At 69.4% G+C, this 18,769-nt stretch carries 17 protein-coding genes; 10 read left to right on the top strand and 7 right to left on the bottom strand.

Annotated features, from left to right (window positions below; genetic code table 11):
* Nucleotides 1-51 precede the first annotated feature (51 nt).
* The 3 genes from ACGFW6_RS18830 (at nucleotide 52) to ACGFW6_RS18820 (ending at nucleotide 2,718) form a co-directional block, all read left to right on the top strand.
* Nucleotides 52-561, top strand: coding sequence for a MarR family winged helix-turn-helix transcriptional regulator (locus ACGFW6_RS18830; RefSeq protein WP_393510590.1), 510 nt, complete (start codon nucleotides 52-54; stop codon nucleotides 559-561).
* A 50-nt stretch (nucleotides 562-611) separates the two neighbouring features.
* A complete protein-coding gene (locus tag ACGFW6_RS18825) occupies nucleotides 612-944 on the top strand; it encodes a DUF3817 domain-containing protein (protein ID WP_393510587.1) in 333 nt (110 codons plus the stop codon).
* A gap of 73 nt (nucleotides 945-1,017) precedes the next feature.
* The gene (locus tag ACGFW6_RS18820; protein ID WP_393510584.1) at nucleotides 1,018-2,718 is read left to right on the top strand and encodes a methylmalonyl-CoA mutase; all 1,701 of its coding nucleotides are present in this window, start codon (nucleotides 1,018-1,020) and stop codon (nucleotides 2,716-2,718) included.
* A 43-nt stretch (nucleotides 2,719-2,761) separates the two neighbouring features.
* On the opposite strand, the gene ACGFW6_RS18815 is transcribed toward ACGFW6_RS18820, so the two are convergent.
* Entirely contained in the window at nucleotides 2,762-3,397 is a 636-nt protein-coding gene (locus tag ACGFW6_RS18815) for a TetR/AcrR family transcriptional regulator (RefSeq protein WP_393510581.1), read from the bottom strand.
* Between the two features lie 211 nt (nucleotides 3,398-3,608).
* Here ACGFW6_RS18815 and ACGFW6_RS18810 point away from each other — a divergent pair, with 211 nt between their 5' ends.
* The 4 genes from ACGFW6_RS18810 (at nucleotide 3,609) to ACGFW6_RS18795 (ending at nucleotide 7,968) form a co-directional block, all read left to right on the top strand.
* Entirely contained in the window at nucleotides 3,609-4,583 is a 975-nt protein-coding gene (locus ACGFW6_RS18810) for a tetratricopeptide repeat protein (protein ID WP_393510578.1), read from the top strand.
* A gap of 661 nt (nucleotides 4,584-5,244) precedes the next feature.
* Nucleotides 5,245-5,883, top strand: coding sequence for a DUF6230 family protein (locus ACGFW6_RS18805; RefSeq protein ID WP_107902683.1), 639 nt, complete (start codon nucleotides 5,245-5,247; stop codon nucleotides 5,881-5,883).
* A gap of 149 nt (nucleotides 5,884-6,032) precedes the next feature.
* Nucleotides 6,033-6,605 (top strand): DUF6114 domain-containing protein, encoded by a 573-nt coding sequence (locus tag ACGFW6_RS18800; RefSeq protein WP_393510574.1) that lies wholly within the window; start codon nucleotides 6,033-6,035, stop codon nucleotides 6,603-6,605.
* Entirely contained in the window at nucleotides 6,595-7,968 is a 1,374-nt protein-coding gene (locus tag ACGFW6_RS18795) for a hypothetical protein (protein WP_393510571.1), read from the top strand. Before ACGFW6_RS18800 ends, ACGFW6_RS18795 begins: the two co-directional genes overlap by 11 nt.
* A 124-nt stretch (nucleotides 7,969-8,092) precedes the next feature.
* Here the strand turns inward: ACGFW6_RS18795 and pyk are convergent, their stop codons facing one another.
* From pyk to pta, 3 genes are all read right to left on the bottom strand, one after another.
* Complete coding sequence (pyk, locus tag ACGFW6_RS18790) at nucleotides 8,093-9,523, bottom strand: pyruvate kinase (RefSeq protein WP_393510568.1); 1,431 nt, start codon at nucleotides 9,521-9,523, stop codon at nucleotides 8,093-8,095.
* 86 nt (nucleotides 9,524-9,609) lie between these two features.
* Entirely contained in the window at nucleotides 9,610-10,848 is a 1,239-nt protein-coding gene (locus tag ACGFW6_RS18785) for an acetate kinase (RefSeq protein WP_393510564.1), read from the bottom strand.
* A complete protein-coding gene (gene pta / locus ACGFW6_RS18780) occupies nucleotides 10,845-12,953 on the bottom strand; it encodes a phosphate acetyltransferase (protein WP_393510562.1) in 2,109 nt (702 codons plus the stop codon). The genes ACGFW6_RS18785 and pta overlap by 4 nt, the downstream gene beginning before the upstream one ends.
* 219 nt (nucleotides 12,954-13,172) lie before the next feature.
* Between pta and ACGFW6_RS18775 the strand changes: the two genes are divergently transcribed.
* A complete protein-coding gene (locus ACGFW6_RS18775) occupies nucleotides 13,173-14,198 on the top strand; it encodes an ATP-dependent 6-phosphofructokinase (protein WP_393510559.1) in 1,026 nt (341 codons plus the stop codon).
* A gap of 66 nt (nucleotides 14,199-14,264) precedes the next feature.
* The gene (locus ACGFW6_RS18770; RefSeq protein WP_393510556.1) at nucleotides 14,265-15,584 is read left to right on the top strand and encodes a DUF3500 domain-containing protein; all 1,320 of its coding nucleotides are present in this window, start codon (nucleotides 14,265-14,267) and stop codon (nucleotides 15,582-15,584) included.
* A 2-nt stretch (nucleotides 15,585-15,586) separates the two neighbouring features.
* Here ACGFW6_RS18770 and ACGFW6_RS18765 read toward each other — a convergent pair whose 3' ends face one another.
* Nucleotides 15,587-16,333: a helix-turn-helix domain-containing protein gene (locus ACGFW6_RS18765; protein WP_393510553.1), complete on the bottom strand. Its 747-nt coding sequence runs from the start codon at nucleotides 16,331-16,333 to the stop codon at nucleotides 15,587-15,589.
* A gap of 177 nt (nucleotides 16,334-16,510) precedes the next feature.
* On the opposite strand from ACGFW6_RS18765, the gene ACGFW6_RS18760 reads away from it, so the two are divergent.
* A complete protein-coding gene (locus ACGFW6_RS18760) occupies nucleotides 16,511-16,957 on the top strand; it encodes a PPOX class F420-dependent oxidoreductase (protein WP_393510550.1) in 447 nt (148 codons plus the stop codon).
* Here ACGFW6_RS18760 and ACGFW6_RS18755 read toward each other — a convergent pair.
* Nucleotides 16,947-17,786, bottom strand: a complete 840-nt coding sequence (locus tag ACGFW6_RS18755) for a carbohydrate ABC transporter permease (protein ID WP_393510547.1) — start codon at nucleotides 17,784-17,786, stop codon at nucleotides 16,947-16,949. The genes ACGFW6_RS18760 and ACGFW6_RS18755 overlap by 11 nt on opposite strands.
* 5 nt (nucleotides 17,787-17,791) lie before the next feature.
* Nucleotides 17,792-18,748: a carbohydrate ABC transporter permease gene (locus ACGFW6_RS18750; protein ID WP_393510544.1), complete on the bottom strand. Its 957-nt coding sequence runs from the start codon at nucleotides 18,746-18,748 to the stop codon at nucleotides 17,792-17,794.
* Nucleotides 18,749-18,769 lie beyond the last annotated feature (21 nt).

Here is an 18,769-nt window from a genome sequence, read left to right as displayed (position 1 = left end):
AAAGGCGAGACAGGGCTGACCAGCATGTGACCGGCCGGTAAGGTCGGTCGCGTGCCGAAGCCGCTCAGCCTTCCCTTCGATCCCATCGCCCGAGCCGACGAGCTCTGGAAGCAGCGCTGGGGCAACGTGCCCTCGATGGCCGCCATCACCTCGATCATGCGCGCCCAGCAGATCCTGCTCGCCGAGGTCGACTCGGTGGTCAAGCCCTACGGCCTGACGTTCGCGCGGTACGAGGCGCTGGTGCTGCTCAACTTCTCCAAGGCCGGCGAGCTGCCGATGTCCAAGATCGGCGAGCGGCTCATGGTGCACCCCACGTCCGTGACGAACACCGTGGACCGGCTGGTGAAGTCGGGACTGGTGGACAAGCGGCCCAACCCCAACGACGGGCGCGGCACGCTCGCCTCCATCACCGCCAAGGGCCGCGAGGTGGTCGAGGCGGCCACCCGCGACCTGATGGCGATGGACTTCGGGCTCGGGGTGTACGACGCCGAGGAGTGCGCGGAGATCTTCGCGATGCTGCGCCCGCTCAGGATCTCGGCGCACGACTTCGACGAGAGCTGACCCGGGACCCCGGGCAAGATCTCCCGGAACGGGTGGTTACGCTCTTGCGCATGAAGAAGAGCGTCCTGACCCGCTACCGGGTGATGGCCTACGTCACCGCCGTCATGCTGCTCGTGCTGTGCACCTGCATGGTGTTCAAGTACGGCTTCGACATGGGCGAGGACGTCACTTTCGCCGTCTCCCAGGTCCACGGCTTCCTCTACATCATCTACCTGATCTTCGCCTTCGACCTCGGCTCCAAGGCGAAGTGGCCGTTCGGCAAGCTGCTGTGGGTGCTGCTCTCGGGGACGATCCCGCTGGCCGCCTTCTTCGTCGAGCGCAAGGTCACACGCAGCGTGGAACCCCTGGTCGGAGAGCCTGCCCCGGCCGTCGCCAAGGCCTGACCGCACCGCCGTACGCACGCGTACGGCGGTCCCCCATCGACATTTACTAGGACGTCCTAGTAAATTCGAGGGTATGGACGCTGACGCCATCGAGGAGGGCCGCCGCCGCTGGCAGGCCCGGTACGACGCCGCGCGCAAGCGCGACGCTGACTTCACCACGCTCTCCGGGGACCCCGTGGAGCCGGTGTACGGGCCCCGGCCGGGAGACGAGTACGAGGGCTTCGAGCGGATCGGATGGCCCGGGGAGTACCCCTACACCCGCGGGCTGTATCCGACCGGCTACCGAGGGCGGACGTGGACGATCCGGCAGTTCGCCGGGTTCGGGAACGCCGAGCAGACCAACGAGCGCTACAAGATGATCCTCGGCAACGGCGGAGGCGGTCTCTCCGTCGCCTTCGACATGCCGACGCTCATGGGCCGCGACTCCGACGACCGGCGCTCGCTCGGCGAGGTCGGGCACTGCGGGGTCGCCATCGACTCGGCCGCCGACATGGAGGTCCTGTTCAAGGACATCCCGCTGGGCGACGTGACGACGTCCATGACCATCAGCGGACCGGCCGTGCCCGTCTTCTGCATGTACCTCGTCGCGGCCGAGCGCCAGGGCGTCGACCCGGGCGTCCTCAACGGCACGCTCCAGACCGACATCTTCAAGGAGTACATCGCCCAGAAGGAGTGGCTCTTCCAGCCCGAGCCGCACCTTCGCCTCATCGGCGACCTCATGGAGCACTGCGCGGCCGGCATCCCCGCCTACAAGCCGCTGTCCGTCTCCGGCTACCACATCCGCGAGGCCGGAGCGACGGCCGCGCAGGAGCTGGCGTACACGCTGGCCGACGGGTTCGGGTACGTCGAGCTGGGTCTGTCGCGCGGACTGGACGTGGACGTCTTCGCCCCCGGCCTGTCCTTCTTCTTCGACGCGCACGTCGACTTCTTCGAGGAGATCGCCAAGTTCCGTGCCGCCCGCCGCATCTGGGCGCGCTGGATGCGCGACGTGTACGGGGCGAAGAGCGACAAGGCGCAGTGGCTGCGCTTCCACACCCAGACCGCCGGTGTCTCGCTGACCGCGCAGCAGCCGTACAACAACGTGGTGCGTACGGCCGTGGAGGCGCTCGCGGCCGTGCTCGGCGGGACGAACTCGCTGCACACCAACGCCCTCGACGAGACCCTCGCGCTCCCCTCCGAGCAGGCCGCCGAGATCGCGCTGCGCACCCAGCAGGTCCTCATGGAGGAGACCGGCGTCGCCAACGTGGCCGACCCGCTGGGCGGTTCCTGGTACGTCGAGCAGCTCACCGACCGGATCGAGGCCGACGCCGAGAAGATCTTCGAGCAGATAAAGGAACGCGGGCTGCGCGCCCACCCCGACGGGCAGCACCCCATCGGGCCGATCACCTCCGGCATCCTGCGCGGGATCGAGGACGGCTGGTTCACCGGCGAGATCGCCGAGTCCGCCTTCCAGTACCAGCGGTCCCTGGAGAAGGGCGACAAGCGCGTCGTCGGCGTCAACGTCCACCACGGGTCGGTCACCGGTGACCTGGAGATCCTCCGCGTCAGCCACGAGGTGGAGCGCGAGCAGGTCCGGGCGCTGGCCACCCGCAAGGCGGCCCGTGACGACGCCGCGGTGCGCACCGCGCTCGACGGCATGCTGGCCGCCGCCCGCAGCGGCGCCAACATGATCGAGCCGATGCTTCGGGCCGTGCGCGCCGAGGCGACCCTCGGCGAGATCTGCGACGCCCTGCGGGACGAATGGGGCGTGTACACCGAGCCGGCGGGCTTCTGAGGCCATCCGGCGGGAGGAGGGCGGCCCGGCCGCCCTCCTTCTCTCATTCCCCGGCGGACTCCGCGGCGGCGCCCGTCAGGCCCAGCAGCAGCACCTGGGTGAAGCCGCGTACCCACTCCTCGTCCGCCGGGTGGCTGCTGACCAGCGTGCGGTGGACCACCGCGCCCGCGACCATGTCGAAGATGAGATCGACCGTGCGCGCGGACTCCGCGGTGTCCGTCTCCGGCGGCAGTTCGCCCCGGCGCTGGGCACGGGCGCGGCCCTCCACCACCAGGCGCTTCTGACGGTCCACGATGGACGCGCGGATGCGCTCGCGCAGCGCGTCGTCCCGGGTCGACTCCGCGACCACCGCCATCAAGCCACTCTTCGCCTCCGGCCGGGCCAGGATCGCCGCGAACTGCAGCACCACGCCCTCGATGTCCGCGGCGAGACTGCCCAGGTCAGGCAGTCGGAGTTCGTCGAAGAGCTCGGCGACGGCGTCCACCACCAGTTCGTTCTTCCCCGACCAGCGGCGGTACAGGGTCGTCTTTGCAACCCCCGCGCGCGTGGCCACGTCTCCGAGAGTGAGCTTGGACCACCCCAGCTCGACCAGCGCCTCCCGCGTCGCCGCCAGGATCGCGGCGTCGGCGGCGGCGCTGCGTGGGCGTCCGGGACGGGCGGCGGCGGTGCGGCTCTGCATCCCCTGACCATAACCGGGGGGTTCGTGTGCGGTCGTGAGGGAGATCACGGGAAGGTGGTGTTCCGGAGGCCCTCGATGCCATTACGCTACGACTCGTAGCGAAAGCGACGACCACAGGCGTGGGGTGGGGACCCGGCGCCGAACAGCACCTGCCGGGCCCGGCTTTCAGACCGCTTTTCACAGTGCGCGCCGAACGGGGGAGGATAGACGCATGCAGCCACGGAACATGTCCATGAGCGGAGTCGTCGACCTCGCCGCGGTGAAGGCGGCCCAGGAGGCCAAGGCGAAGGCGGAGCAGGCGCGTGCCGAGTCCGCCCGGCAGGGCGGGGCGGGTGCCGTTTCCCCCGCCGACCTCGTGATCGATGTGGATGAGGCGGGGTTCGAGCGCGAGGTCCTGCAGCGGTCCGCCGAGGTACCCGTCGTCATCGACTTCTGGGCCGAGTGGTGCGAGCCCTGCAAGCAGCTGAGCCCGCTCCTGGAGCGGCTCACCGTCGAGTACAACGGCCGCCTCCTCCTCGCCAAGATCGACGTCGACGCCAACCAGATGCTGATGCAGCAGTTCGGCGTGCAGGGCATCCCCGCCGTCTTCGCCGTCGTCGCCGGGCAGGCCCTGCCCCTCTTCCAGGGCGCGGCCGGCGAGGCCCAGATCCGCGAGACGCTCGACCAGCTCGTCGCCGTAGCCGAGCAGCGCTTCGGCCTGACCGGTCTGACGGTCGACCCGGAGGCCGAGCCGGGGGGCGCCCAGAGCGCTCCCACCGTGCCGGTCGGTCCCTACGACGCCCTGCTGGAAGCGGCCGTACAGGCGCTCGACGCGGGGGACTTGGGCGGTGCCGTCCAGGCCTACCAGAACGTACTGAGCCAGGACCCGGCGAACTCGGAGGCCAAACTCGGACTCGCCCAGGCCGAGTTGCTCCAGCGCGTGCAGGGTGCCGACCCGCAGCAGGTGCGCAAGGAGGCCGCCGACCGGCCCGCCGACGCCCGGGCGCAGATCGCCGCCGCCGACCTGGATCTGGTGGGCGGTCATGTCGAGGACGCCTTCGGCCGGCTCATCGAGACCGTGCAGCGCACGGCCGGTGACGAGCGGGACACCGTACGACTTCGGCTGCTGGAGCTCTTCGAGGTCGTGGGCGGGGACGACCCGCGGGTCGCGGCGGCCCGCAGGGCCTTGGCGCGTGCGCTGTTCTGACGGTCGCGTGAGCGGGGCGGCGGCCCCGTTCTGACCAGTCACTAAACGCACGGGCGCATGTTGCGCGAGTGAAAGATTTGTCGACAGAGCATCAGAGCGGCCGCGCTTTACCAAATCTTGGTAATCGCGGCCGCAGTTACTGCGGGTAAGTCGCAGGCGTCGTTCTGTCGGTTTCTGTCTGTCGATTCCCGGATTTGTCCGGTCACTGGAAGCCACCCTGCGTCGTCGTCCGAGACCGGCGGGTCGTTGTTCGGTTATCCGGCCGTTACTACTGAGTAACGAAGCCCCTTGTGCGGGCGGCGAGAATGCACCACGATCGGCCACGCTCGGTCCGTTCCCGTACCCCGACAGCCGGTTGGGTCGCGGGAGTTCCTGGGTCCCCACCGAGCAGAGTCGGCGGCAGTGGCGCCGGCTCTTGGACAGGGGGGTCTTCGCCCACCCGGCGAAGCCTGTCCGGCAAGGTTGTGCGTGATGCGTGTCAGGCGCGACCAGTGGTTGTCGCTCGGGGGTGATCGCCGGTAGTTCGGGCGCGATTCGTGCCGCCGAGCGCAGGCGCTCTCCTTCCCGAGGACGTAGCACTTCTCCCATCCCTGACCGGCTGAACCGTCGAGCCGACAGTGGCAGCCCGTGTCAGGAGATGTACGTCCGAGAAGGAGGAAATATGGAGTCCCAGGTGCGTGGCGGGACCAGATGGAAGCGGTTCGCTGTGGTCATGGTGCCCAGCGTCGCCGCCACGGCTGCGATAGGTGTCGCCCTCGCGCAGGGCGCTCTCGCCGCTTCGTTCAGTGTCTCCGGCCAGTCGTTCAAGGTCACGACCGACAAGCTGGTCGGCACGGGCTTCTCGCAGTACGGCGCTCTTGACGAGGGCTACACGCTCTCCGGCAAGAAGACGGTTCACCCCGTCGCCGTCTCGGGTTTCAAGTCCGCGACCATCAGCAACATGTGCCAGTCCGTGGTCACGCCCGACATCCCGATCCTCGGGAACGTCAGCCTGATCCTGCGGGCCGGTGAAGACCCGAACAAGCCGGTCGAGGCCAAGAACCTCTACATCGACGTCGCCGACCTCGAGGCCGACGCGACGTTCGAGAACATCGACATCGGTGTTGCCGCCAAGGACGCCAACAAGGGTCCGGGCATGAAGGGTGGCGGCGAGCAGGCCAACCCCTTCGGGTTCGCGCAGCAGGCCGACAAGGCCACGCTGTCCGGCGTGAAGCAGACGGCGTGGGCGACCACCGCCGGAACCTTCAAGCTCAGCGGTCTGAAGATGTCGCTGTCGACGGGTGTCAAGGAGTGCTACTAAGCACTCTCTGACGGGCGGGGGAGCCTTTGGCGCCCCCCCCCGTCCACTCTCCGCCCGCTTTCTTCACAAGTGGTCACAAGGCCGCGACACATCACCGCATCACCATCGCACCACCACCACAGCAATGCCGTACCAGGGAGCTGTTTTCGATGAGCGCCGAGACTCCTGCCGCGCCCGGCCATGACGAGCACTACCTCCGGGTCTTTCGGCGGAACTTCCGTGCCTGGCGCGGTACACGGCCGTTCTGGGCCGGTCTGTTCGTCATGCTCGGCGGACTCCCCATCGCCTACTTCCCTTACGCGAACCTCCAGATCGGCCACCTGACGCTGGCGATGCAGACCGCGGGGGGCTCCAGCTCCCTGATCATCGGTGTGCTGCTCGTGGTCCTCGGCTTCACGCTCTGGTTCCAGAAGCACGTGCGCACCTTCGCGGGCATCGCGGCGATCCTGCTGGCACTGGTGTCCATCCCGCTGTCCAACCTCGGCGGCTTCCTCATCGGCTTCCTCTTCGCCCTCGTGGGCGGGGCGATGGCCGTGGCATGGGTGCCCGGCGGGGACGCCGACGCAACGCCGGCGCAGACGGACACGACGGGTGAGGGCGGTGCACCCGAGGGTGCCACCGACCCCGACACCACCATCCTCAAGCCCGTGGTGGGCGAGCCGAACGATCTGTCAGGAACGAGCCCGGCGAACGGGGCGAACGGGAGGCACAGTGCCGGCTGACGAGGTGACCCACGGGACTGAGGTGGACAAGTCCCGTGTGAGAACCGGGCCGCGTCACGCGGCGCCCAAGAAGCCGCTGTTCACCAGGTTCCAGATGCCTGCCGGCAAGGCGATAGCCCTGGCGGCGATGCCGACGGCCGTTCTCATGGGCATGGGGTTCACACCGACCCTCGCCCAGGCCGACAGCGACGCGACGAAGCCGACGTCCAACAGCCTCACGGCGGACGAGTACAAGGACTGCGTGGCGGCACTGGAGGACGACGCCTCGGCGTCGGCCTCCCCGAGCCCCAGTGAGTCCACGGACAAGGACGAGACGGCGGAGCCCACTCCGTCGGCCACCGACGGCCAGGACTCCGCGGACTCCTCCGACTCCTCGGACTCCTCGGGTTCGTCGGACTCCGCGGGCGACTCCTCTTCGTCGGATTCAGGTTCCGACGACGCGGCCGAGCCCACGCCCTCGCCCTCCGCGAGCCAGTCGAGCGAGGCCCAGTCCGGCGACACGGCCACGGCGTCCCCCTCGCCGTCCGAGAGCGGCGGCGGCCTGCTGGAGGGCATCGGCGACGCCATCGAGGGCATCTTCACCGGCGGTTCGGCCGAGGAGAGCGCGAGCCCGTCGGCGACGCCGTCCGCGAGCGCGAGCGAAGAGGCGGCGTCCGGTTCCTCGGACTCCGCGGACTCCTCCGACGCGTCCGGCAAGGAGACGTCCGAGGCGTCCGACCCGGTGAAGGAGACCACCGACAAGGTCACCGACACGGTCGAGGACACCGTCGGGGACGTGACCGACAAGGCGTCCGAGGCGGCGGAGGACGCCACCGAGGCCGCCGAGGAGGCTGCCGACGAGGCCACCGCCACGCCGAGCCCCTCCGCGAGCTCCACCACGGACCCGGACGACTGCCCGGCCGCCACGGACGAGGAGGGCGGTGTCGACAACACCCTGCCGCTGCCCGACGACCCGTGGTACCTGAACGCCAGCTCGCTGCTGCTGAAGGGCGCCGACTACCAGGGCATCGTCGAGGTGAAGACGGCCAACGGCACCAAGAAGAAGGTGCTGAAGTACGTCATCTCCGACGGCGCCGACATCGGTGACCTGCACCAGACGGTGCAGGACAAGCAGTCCGGCAAGACCTACCACGTGCAGGCGGCCGAGGGTTCGACCTCGACCATCCGCAACGGCAAGACCGTGATGTACACGGAGAGCATCTCCGGGAACCTGCTCGGTCTGATCCCGGTCACGTTCGACCCGGAGCACCCGCCGCCGCTGAACATCCCGCTGATCTACTTCACGAAGGTGAAGGTCACCCAGGCCGGTCAGTTCGGCGGCACCCTGCACGTGCCGGGGCTGCACAACTTCACCACCGACTGAGCCGGGCGTCTCCAGCGGACGCCTCCACAAGCCCGTTCGGGAGCCGCACAAGCGCCGAGGGCGCCCCCTGTGTCACAGGAGGCGCCCTCGGCGTCGTTCACGGCCCTTACGGGCGTCTGCGGGGTCAGTCCCGGGCGGCGCCGCCGAGGTGGTGCACCCGGACCATGTTGGTGGTGCCGGGGACGCCGGGCGGGGAGCCGGCCGTGATGACCACGATGTCGCCCTCGTTGAACAGACCGAGCTTGACGATCTCCTGGTCCACCAGGTCGACCATCTCGTCGGTGCTGTTGACGAACGGCACCACGTGCGGCTCGACGCCCCAGCTGAGCGTCATCTGGTTGCGCGTGGACTCGTCCGTGGTGAACGCGATGATCTGCTGGGCGGCGCGATAGCGGCTCAGCCGGCGCGCGGTGTCGCCGGACTGGGTGAAGGCGACCAGGCCCTTGCCGCCGAGGAAGTCGGCGATCTCGCAGGCGGCACGGGCCACCGAACCACCCTGCGTACGGGGCTTCTTGCCCGGCACGAGCGGCTGGAGGCCCTTGGCGAGCAGCTCCTGCTCGGCCGCGGTGACGATCTTCGACATCGTCCTGACGGTCTCGATCGGGTACGCGCCCACGCTCGACTCGGCGGACAGCATGACCGCGTCGGCGCCGTCCAGGATCGCGTTGGCCACGTCGGAGGCCTCGGCGCGGGTCGGACGGGAGTTGGTGATCATCGACTCCATCATCTGGGTCGCCACGATCACCGGCTTGGCGTTGCGGCGGCACAGCTCGATGAGCCGCTTCTGCACCATCGGGACCTTCTCGAGCGGGTACTCGACGGCCAGGTCGCCACGCGCGACCATCACGGCGTCGAACGCCAGCACGACGTCCTCCATGTTGGCGACCGCCTGCGGCTTCTCCACCTTGGCGATGACCGGGACGCGGCGGCCGACCTCGTCCATGACCTTGTGCACGTCCTGCACGTCGTTCGCGTCCCGCACGAAGGACAGGGCGACCATGTCGCAGCCCATGCGCAGCGCGAACCGCAGGTCCTCGACGTCCTTCTCGGACAGCGCCGGCACGTTCACGGCCGCGCCGGGCAGGTTGATGCCCTTGTGGTCGGAGACGACACCGCCCTCGATGACGATCGTCTTGACCCGGGGGCCCTCGACCTCGGTGACCTTCAGCTCGACGTTGCCGTCGTTGATGAGGATCTGGTCGCCCTTGCCCACGTCACCGGGCAGGCCCTTGTAGGTCGTCCCGCAGATGTGCTTGTCGCCGGGGACGTCCTCGGTCGTGATGACGAACTCGTCACCGCGCTCCAGCTCCACCGGGCCCTCGGCGAAGGTCTCCAGGCGGATCTTCGGCCCCTGGAGGTCGGCGAGCACGCCGATGGCGCGCCCGGTCTCCGCGGCGGCGGCCCGCAGGCGCTCGTACCGCCCCTGGTGGTCCTCGTGCGTGCCGTGGCTGAAGTTGAAACGGGCCACGTTCATGCCCGCCTCGATCAACGCGACGAGCTGTTCATGGGAGTCGACCGCGGGGCCGAGAGTACAAACGATTTTCGAACGGCGCATGGGACGATCCTATCGGTTTGTTTCGCCGCGGAATATTCCGTCTGGTGGAAGATACAAATGAGCTGCGCTTTGCTCAGCCGTGTTACTCAGTCGTTGCCCTCGCGGCGCGGCCGCATATCGGTGCTGCCGACCAGTGCGTAGGTCTGTGTCGCAATCTCCAGTTCCTCGTCCGTCGGCACCACGGCGACCGCCACCCTCGCGCCCGCGGGCGAGATCAGCCGCGGCTCGTCACCGCGTACGGCGTTCAGTTCCGCGTCCACCGCGAGGCCCAGCTGGTCCAGGCCCGCCATGGCGGCTTCCCGCACCGGTGCCGCGTTCTCGCCGACGCCGGCCGTGAACGCGATCGCGTCCACCCGGCCGAGCACGGCGTAATAGGCGCCGATGTACTTCTTCAGTCGGTGAATGTAGATGTCGAAGGCCAATTGGGCCCGCTCGTCACCTTCGTCGATCCGGCGGCGGATCTCCCGCATGTCGTTGTCCCCGCACAGGCCGATCAATCCGCTCTTCTTGTTGAGAAGAGTGTCGATTTCCGCGATGGACATATCGCCAACACGCGCCAAATGGAAGATGACGGCGGGATCCATGTCACCCGATCGCGTACCCATCACGAGCCCCTCCAAGGGTGTCAGCCCCATGGAGGTGTCCACGCACCGGCCGCCCCGCACCGCCGACGCGGAGGCGCCGTTGCCGAGGTGCAGCACGATGACGTTCACGTCCTGCGGAGCCTTGCCCAGCAGCTTCGCGGTGGCCCGGGAGACATACGCGTGCGACGTGCCGTGGAAGCCGTACCGGCGTATGCGGTGCCGGTCGGCGGTCTCCACGTCGATGGCGTAGCGGGCGGCGGACTCCGGCATCGTCGTGTGGAACGCCGTGTCGAAGACGGCGACCTGGGGCAGGTCGGGGCGCAGCGCCTGTGCCGTGCGGATGCCGGTGAGGTTGGCCGGGTTGTGCAGCGGGGCCACCGGGATCAGCCGCTCGATCTCGGCGAGCACGGCGCCGTCGACGACGGTGGGCTCGGTGAAGTGCTTGCCGCCGTGCACCACCCGGTGACCGATCGCGGCCAGCTCGGGGGAGTCGAGCCCGAGGCCGTCCTTGGCCAGCTCTGCCGCCACGGCCTTCAGGGCGGCGTCGTGGTCGGCGATGGGCCCCGTCCACTCGCGGCTCTCGCCGCCGGCCGCCAGCGGGGTGTGCTTGAGCCGGGAGAGCTGCTCGCCGATGCGCTCGACGAGGCCCACGGCCAGCCGGCTGCTGTCACGCATGTCCAGCAGCTGGTACTTCACCGACGAGGAGCCGGAGTTGAGGACGAGGACGCGGGACGCGGTCACTGGACGGTGGCCTTCTCGTGGAGGGACGGGGCGGTGGACTGGGGCTGGGACTGGATCGCCGTGATGGCGACGGTCGTGACGATGTCCTGGACGAGGGCGCCCCGGGACAGGTCGTTGACCGGCTTGCGCAGGCCCTGGAGCACCGGGCCGACGGCGATGGCGCCGGCCGAGCGCTGCACGGCCTTGTAGGTGTTGTTGCCTGTATTGAGGTCAGGGAAGATCAGAACCGTTGCCTGTCCGGCCACTTCGGACTCCGGCAGCTTGGTCGCCGCCACGGACGGCTCCACGGCCGCGTCGTACTGGATGGGCCCCTCGATGCTCAGGTCCGGCCGCAGCCGGCGCACCAGCTCGGTCGCCTCACGCACCTTGTCGACGTCGGCGCCCGAACCCGACGTACCCGTCGAGTACGACAGCATCGCGATGCGCGGCTGAACGCCGAACCCCTCGGCGGTGGCCGCCGACTGGATGGCGATGTCGGCCAGCTGCTCGGCGTTCGGGTCCGGGTTCACCGCGCAGTCGCCGTACACGAGCACCTTGTCGGCGAGGCACATGAAGAAGACCGACGAGACGATGCCGGCGTCCGGCCTGGTCTTGATGATCTCGAAGGCGGGCCGGATGGTCGCCGCGGTCGAGTGGACGGACCCCGAGACCATGCCGTCGGCCAGCCCTTCCTCGACCATCAGGGTCCCGAAGTAGTTCACGTCGGAGACGACGTCGTAGGCCAGCTCGACGGTGACGCCCTTGTGGGCGCGCAGCTGGGCGTACTTCTCGGCGAAGGAGTCGCGCAGGTCGCTGGTGGCCGGGTCGATCAGCTGGGTGCCGCCGAGGTCGATGCCGAGGTCGGCGGCCCGCTTGCGGATCTGGTCGACCGGCCCGAGCAGCGTCAGGTCGCACACCCCGCGCCGCAGCAGCACCTCCGCGGCGTGCAGCACCCGCGGTTCGGTGCCCTCGGGCAGCACGATGCGGCGGATGTGCGAGCGGGCCTGCTCCAGCAGCTTGTGCTCGAACATCATCGGCGTGACCCGGTCCGAGTTGGGCGCCGAGACCCGCTTCAGCAGCTCGCCGGTGTCGACGTACCGCTCGAACAGGCCGAGCGCGGTCTCCGCCTTGCGCGGGGTCGCCGCGTTCAGCTTCCCCTCCAGGGAGAAGAGTTGCTCGGCGGTGGGGAAGCTGTAGCCGGGCACCGACAGCACCGGCGTGCCGGGGGCCAGGCGCGAGGCGAGGGTGAGGATCGCGTCGCCGGGGCGCTCGTCCAGGGTGAGCAGCACACCGGCGATCGGCGGGGTGCCGGCGCTGTGCGCGGCCAGTGAGCCGACGACCAGGTCGGCGCGGTCGCCGGGGGTGACGACCAGACAGCCCGGGGTCAGGGCGCTCAGGAAGTTCGGCAGCATCGCGCCGCCGAACACGAAGTCCAGGGCGTCGCGCGCGAGCCCCGAGTCGTCGCCGAGCAGGACCTTCGCTTCGAGGGACTGGGCGATCTGCGCCACCGTCGGCGCGGACAGGGCGGGCTCGTCGGGGACGACGTAGCAGGGCACCGGCAGCCGGGACTCCAGCAGCCGGGCGATCTCGTCCCGGTCGGCGCGGGCGACCCGGTTGGTCACCATGGCGAGCACGTCGCAGCCCAGGTTCTCGTACGCCCGGTAGGCGTTGCGCGTCTCGGCGAGCACGGACTCGGTGGTCTGCTTGCGCCCGCCCACGACGGATATCACGGAGGCGCCGAACTCGTTGGCGAGCCGGGCGTTCAGGGACAGCTCGTCCGGGAGCTGGGTGTCGGCGTAGTCGGTGCCGAGGACGAGGACGACGTCGTAGTCGCGGGCGACCGCGTGGAACCGGTCGACGAGCGTGGAGACCAGCTCGTCCGTGCCGCGCTCGGCCTGGAGGGCGGACGCCTCGTGGTAGTCCATGCCGTAGACCGTCGCCGGGTCCTGTGAGAGGCGATAGCGGGCACGCAACAGCTCGAACAGCCGGTCCGGGGAGTGATGCACCAGCGGCCGGAACACTCCCACCCGGTCGACCTGCCGGGTCAGGAGCTCCATGACTCCCAGTTCGACGACCTGCCGGCCGTCGCCGCGGTCGATGCCGGTCACGTACACGCTGCGCGTCACGCGTGGTCTCCCTCTCCTCGTGCGGTGTTCCGGATACGGGTCCCCGGGGCCTGTTCCAGGGTCGCAAAATCGCCCAGTGAGATGAGCGAAACCCTCTTGACAATACCTGTGGCGGTGGATAAGGCGCCCGTCAGGTTGCCGGGTCGGACGGTGCCCTCGGGGACATGAAACAATCGGACTGGCTCACCGGTATCAACAGCGAGCAGGAGACACAGCACGATGCGTATCGGAGTTCTCACCGCAGGCGGCGACTGCCCCGGCCTGAACGCCGTGATCCGGTCGGTCGTGCACCGCGCCGTCGCGCAGTACGGCGACGAGGTGATCGGCTTCGAGGACGGGTTCGCGGGTCTGCTGGACGGCCACTACCGCCATCTCGACCTGGAGGCCGTCAGCGGCATCCTGGCCCGTGGCGGCACGATTCTCGGCTCGTCGCGACTGGAGCGCAACCGGCTGCGCGAGGCGTGCGAGAGCGCCCCCGACATCGCCCGCGACTTCGGCATCGACGCCCTGATCCCGATCGGCGGCGAGGGCACGCTGACCGCGGCACGCATGCTCTCCGACGCCGGGCTGCCGGTCGTCGGTGTGCCCAAGACGATCGACAACGACATCTCCTCCACGGACCGGACGTTCGGCTTCGACACCGCCGTCGGCGTCGCCACCGAGGCCATGGACCGCCTGAAGACCACCGCGGAGTCGCACCAGCGCGTGATGGTCGTCGAGGTCATGGGCCGCCACGCGGGCTGGATCGCGCTGGAGTCCGGCATGGCCGCCGGCGCGCACGGCATCTGTCTGCCGGAGCGCCCGTTCGACCCCGCCGACCTCGTGAAGATGGTCGAGGAGCGCTTCTCGCGCGGCAAGAAGTTCGCGGTGATCTGCGTCGCCGAGGGCGCCCACCCCGCCGACCGCTCCATGGACTACGGCAAGGGCGAGATCGACCAGTACGGTCACGAGCGCTTCCAGGGCATCGGCACCGCGCTCGCCTTCGAGCTGGAGCGCCGCCTCGGCAAGGAGGCCAAGCCGGTCATCCTCGGCCACGTCCAGCGCGGCGGCACGCCGACCGCGTACGACCGGGTGCTCGCCACGCGCTTCGGCTGGCACGCGGTGGAGGCCGCCCACCAGGGCGAGTTCGGAAAGATGACCGCGCTGCGCGGCACGGACATCGTGATGGTGCCGCTGGCCGAGGCGGTCACCGAGCTCAAGAGGGTGCCCAAGGACCGGATGGACGAGGCGGAGTCCGTCTTCTAGTCGCACCTCCTCCCGTCACAGGCTGCGCCCAGCGGCGCTTCAGGTCCGGCCTGGACCTTGGTGTCCATGCACGGACACGGACATCACCACCACAGACCACGCACCCCCGGGGCGGAGCGCACCCGCCGCTGGTTCATGAACAGGTCGCTGCTGCTCGGCGGGGCCGCCGCGATGGCGACCATGACCGGGGTGAGCGGCTGCTCCGACGGCGCCTCCGGTGCCTCCACCGCGGCGCCCTCGGGCGCCCCCTCCGCGATGCCCGGCGGCGGAGGAGGCATGGGGCCCGGCGCCACCGAGGTCCGGTACGCCGACTTCGTGGGCGTCACCACCGACGGCAAGGTCAGGGACGACCTGTACGCGATCCACTCCACCGGCGTCTCCACCGCCGCGCTCGTCAAGGCCGCGCAGTCCTTCCTGGACGGCCTCTCCAGCACCGAGAAGCGCTCCGCGCAGTACGACGTCCAGGACGACGAGTGGCTGGCCTGGAGCAACGTCGACGGCTACGCCCGCAAGGGCGTGCGGATGGGCGACCTCACCGACACGCAGCGCGAGCTCGGCTTCGCCCTGCTCGGCGCGGCCCTGTCCGCCGACGGCCTCACCCGGTCGCGCAACATCATGAAGCTCAACGCCTACCTGGGGGAGTACAACGGCGGCGGCCGCGAGACCCTCACCGAGGGCCACTACTACTTCACCTTCATGGGCACGCCCTCGACCACGAAGCCCTGGGGCTTCCAGTACGAGGGCCACCACCTGGCGATCAACTACTTCGTCCTGGGCGACCAGGTCGTCATGACGCCGACGTTCATGGGCTCGGAGCCGACGTCCGCGACCTACCAGGGCGAGAAGATCACGCTGTTCGGGGAGGAGACCACGGCGGGCCTGACGCTGCTGCGCTCCCTGACCGACGCCCAGCGCGCGAAGGTGATCTCCTCGGAGCAGAAGGCCGGGGACAACCTGAGGGCCGGAGCCGGGCAGGACAACCTCCGGCTCGCGTACCAGGGCCTGGCGGCCGCCGACTTCACCGACGCCCAGCGCGACCGGCTGCTCGACCTGGTGCGGGTGTACGTCGGCACCATGGCGGACGCGCACGCCGAGGTGAGGATGCGCGAGGTCGAGGAGCACCTCGACAGCACGTACTTCCACTGGATCGGCGGCACGAAGGACAGCTCCGCCTTCTACTACCGGGTGCACAGCCCCGTCGTACTGATCGAGTACGACGCCCAGTCACCGCTGGCGTACGGGAACAAGTCGAGCGGTGAGGGCGGCGGCATGGGCGGCCCCGGTGGGACGCCGACGCAGCAGCACATCCACACCATCGTGCGCACGCCCAACGCGGGCGACTACGGCGTGGATCTGCTGAGGCTGCATCTGGAGAACGACCACTGAGATCAGGCGCTGTTCTCCTGGACCATCGTCCAGAAGCGCTCCACGATCCCCTCCATGAACGCACGGCCGGCCGCGCTGGAGTCACCGCTGCCGCCGCCCCAGCTGAGGGTCGCGGTCATCTGCCCCTGGTAGTGCTGGTGCAGTTCCTGGAGCGTGGTCTCCAGCAGGCGCCGGTCCAGGGGCACCATCTTGCCGACCGGGCGCACATACGCCTGCCAGCGCGTCGTCACCGCACTGCGCAGCAGCTCGGCGAGCCGGGCCTCGCGGCCCGTGACGGTGATGAAGTCGGGGATCGTCAGGCCGAGGACCTCGGCGAGGGCGGCGGACTGGCGGTCGGTGCCACGCCAGTCGTCGTTCTCCTCCATGCGCAGATACGTGACGACCTCGTGCCCGACGGCACGGGCCACGTCCTCCGGCGCGAGACCGCGGGCGATGCGGTGCTCGCGCAGGGTCCGCGGCTTGCCGAGCAGTTCACCGGGCGAGCACCACAGCACGCCGGCCAGGGCGGTGAGCTCGTTGCTGGTGGGAGCCGCGAGTTCGCGTTCCCAGGCGATGACGAGGTCCTCGGTGACATAGGGAAGGCCGTACGAGACGCGCATGCCGTAGGCGACATGTCCGGGGCCCATGCTCAGGGCGGCGCGGAGTCTTCGGGCGGCGGGGGCGTTGAACGGGGGAGTGGGCGGATTGCGGTGGCTGGAGCGGTTGTAGGGCTGGTTCGGCTGGGCTGGGGGTCGACGCACGCGCCACAACGTAGGGCCGCGGAGGTGGGGTGACTACGGTCTGTTCGGCCAGGATCACGGATTGTAGGAAGCTACGGCTACTGGTGGGTTCGCCGCTGGCCGAAGATCGTCTGTCAACGCGACGGGGTGGCGGTCAGGATGGCGCCGGGGCGTCACCGTGGCGGCCCCGGAAGGTGGTGACCGCCGGTGAACGGCAAGCTCAACGGGCATATTCGCGAGCGTCTCCTCGCGCCGAACTTCTGGCACCTCGCGACGGTGGGCCCCGACGGGATGCCACAGGTTTCGCCCATGTGGGCGGACATCGAAGACGAGTACGTCATGGTCAACACGTCCATGGGGCGGGTGAAGGTGGACAACCTGCGGCTCAATCCCAACGTTTCCCTGTCCCACCACGACCCGGAGAACCCCTACGACCGGGCCGAGATCCGGGGGCGGGTCGTCCGGTTCGTGGAGGGGGACGAGGCGGAGCGTGCCATGGACCGGCTCGCGCGGAAGTACATCGGCGAGGAACGCTATCCCTGGCTGCTGCCCGGGGAACGGCGCGTGATGCTGCTGATCCAGCCGCTGCGGGTGCGCCGGGTCGTGGGCGTGGAGGCGTTCCGGGCCGGCGTGCTGCCCGACGTCACCCCTTGACCGCCCCGCCCAGCGCGAACCCGCTGCCCAGCCGGCGTGAGATCAGGACGTACAGCAGGATCACCGGCGTCGAGTAGACGATGGAGAAGGCCGCGAGCTGGCCGTACGCCACCATCCCGCGGTTGCCGAAGAAGTCGTTGATGCTCACCGACGCCGGCATCTGGTCCGGGGTCAGCAGCAGCATGAACGGCACGAAGAAGTTGCCCCACATCATGACGAAGGAGAAGACCGTCACCACGGCCACTCCGGGGCCCATGAGGGGCAGCACGATCCGCACGAGCGACTGGAGCGAGGACGCGCCGTCCGTCCAGGCCGCCTCCTCCAGCTCCTTGGGCACCCCGTCCATGAAGTTCTTCATCAGCCAGATGGCGAACGGCAGTTGGGAGGCGGCGAAGAAGAAGATCGTGCCCTGCATGGTGTCGATCAGGTTCACCCGCACGAACAGGGCGTACACCGGCACCATGATCGCCGTGATGGGCAGGCTCGTCGCGAACAGGATCGTGAGCAGGAACGGGCGGTTGAAGCGCGAGCGGAACCGGGACAGCGGGTAGGCGGCGAGCGCCGCGCACACCACCGTCAGGGCCGTACCGCCGCCGCACAGCAGCAGGCTGTTGAGCAGCGGCGTGAACGTGATCTCCGGAGTCAGGACCGCGTCGAAGTTGTCGAGGGTGATGCCCTCCGGGACCTTCACCCGGAGGTCGGCGCCGGTGTCCAGGGACGACAGGACCACCCAGACCAGCGGCAGCACGAAAGCGGCGGCCACCACCAGCAGCCCGGCGTCGGCGGCCAGGCGGTGCGTGCTCCGGCGGGAGGAGAGGGAACGGGCCATCGGCGTCAGACCTCCGTCCGCAGCAGACGCAGGTAGACCACCGAGAACAGCGAGCCCACCACCAGCAGGAGCAGGGCGACCGCGGTGCCGTAGCCGATCATGCTCTTCTGGAACGCCTCCTCGTACATGAACAGCGGCAGGGTCTGGCTCTTGCCGCCCGGGCCGCCCCTGGTCATCACCCAGATCAGCCCGAAGACGGACAGCGTCTGAAGGGTGATGAGCATCAGGTTGGTGCCGATGGAACGGCGGATCATCGGGAGCGTGATGTGCCACATCCGGCGCCAGCCGCCGGCGCCGTCGACCTGCGCCGCCTCCGTGATCTCCTTCGGGATCTCGTTCAGCGCCGCCGAGTAGACCAGCATCGAGAACGCCGTGCCCCGCCACACGTTCGCGAAGGACACCGCCAGGATCGGCAGCGTGAACAGCCAGTTCTGGGTGGGCAGTTGGAGCCAGTCCAGAATGGCGTTCAGGGTGCCCTCGCGACGGAAGAAGGCGTACAGCAGGAACCCTGCGACGACCTCCGGCAGCACCCACGCCGTGACGACGATGCCGCCCACCAGGGTGCGGACCGGCCTCGACGCGCGCTGCATCAGCGCGGCCAGGGCCAGGCCCAGGGTGTTCTGGCCGATCAGGGCCGAGAGGACGGTGAAGACGAGGGTCAGCCAGACCGCGTTGAGGAACGCCTCGTCACCGAAGGCCGTACGGAAGTTGTCGAACCCGACGAACGACTCCTCGGCCTGGCCGGTGAGCTGGAGGTCGGTGAACGCGATGAAGGCGCAGTAGGCGATCGGGCCGGCGAGGAAGAGGAGCAGCAGGACGACGGCGGGGGAGACGGGCAGGGCCCGCACGAGGCCGCGCAGCAGCGGGGCCGAGGCGGGGGCGGACGGACTCGAACCCGGCGGGCCCGACGGGGTCTTGCCCGTCGCCGGGCCCGTCGCCGCGAGCGGTGCTTCGGCGGTCATGGGCGGTGGTCCTCGCCGTCC

The organism is Streptomyces sp. Y7 (genome assembly GCF_043195415.1).
Taxonomy (GTDB): Bacteria; Actinomycetota; Actinomycetes; order Streptomycetales; family Streptomycetaceae; genus Streptomyces.
The sequence above is the reverse complement of the archived record's forward strand: the minus strand, read 5'-3'. Positions and strand labels throughout refer to the sequence as shown.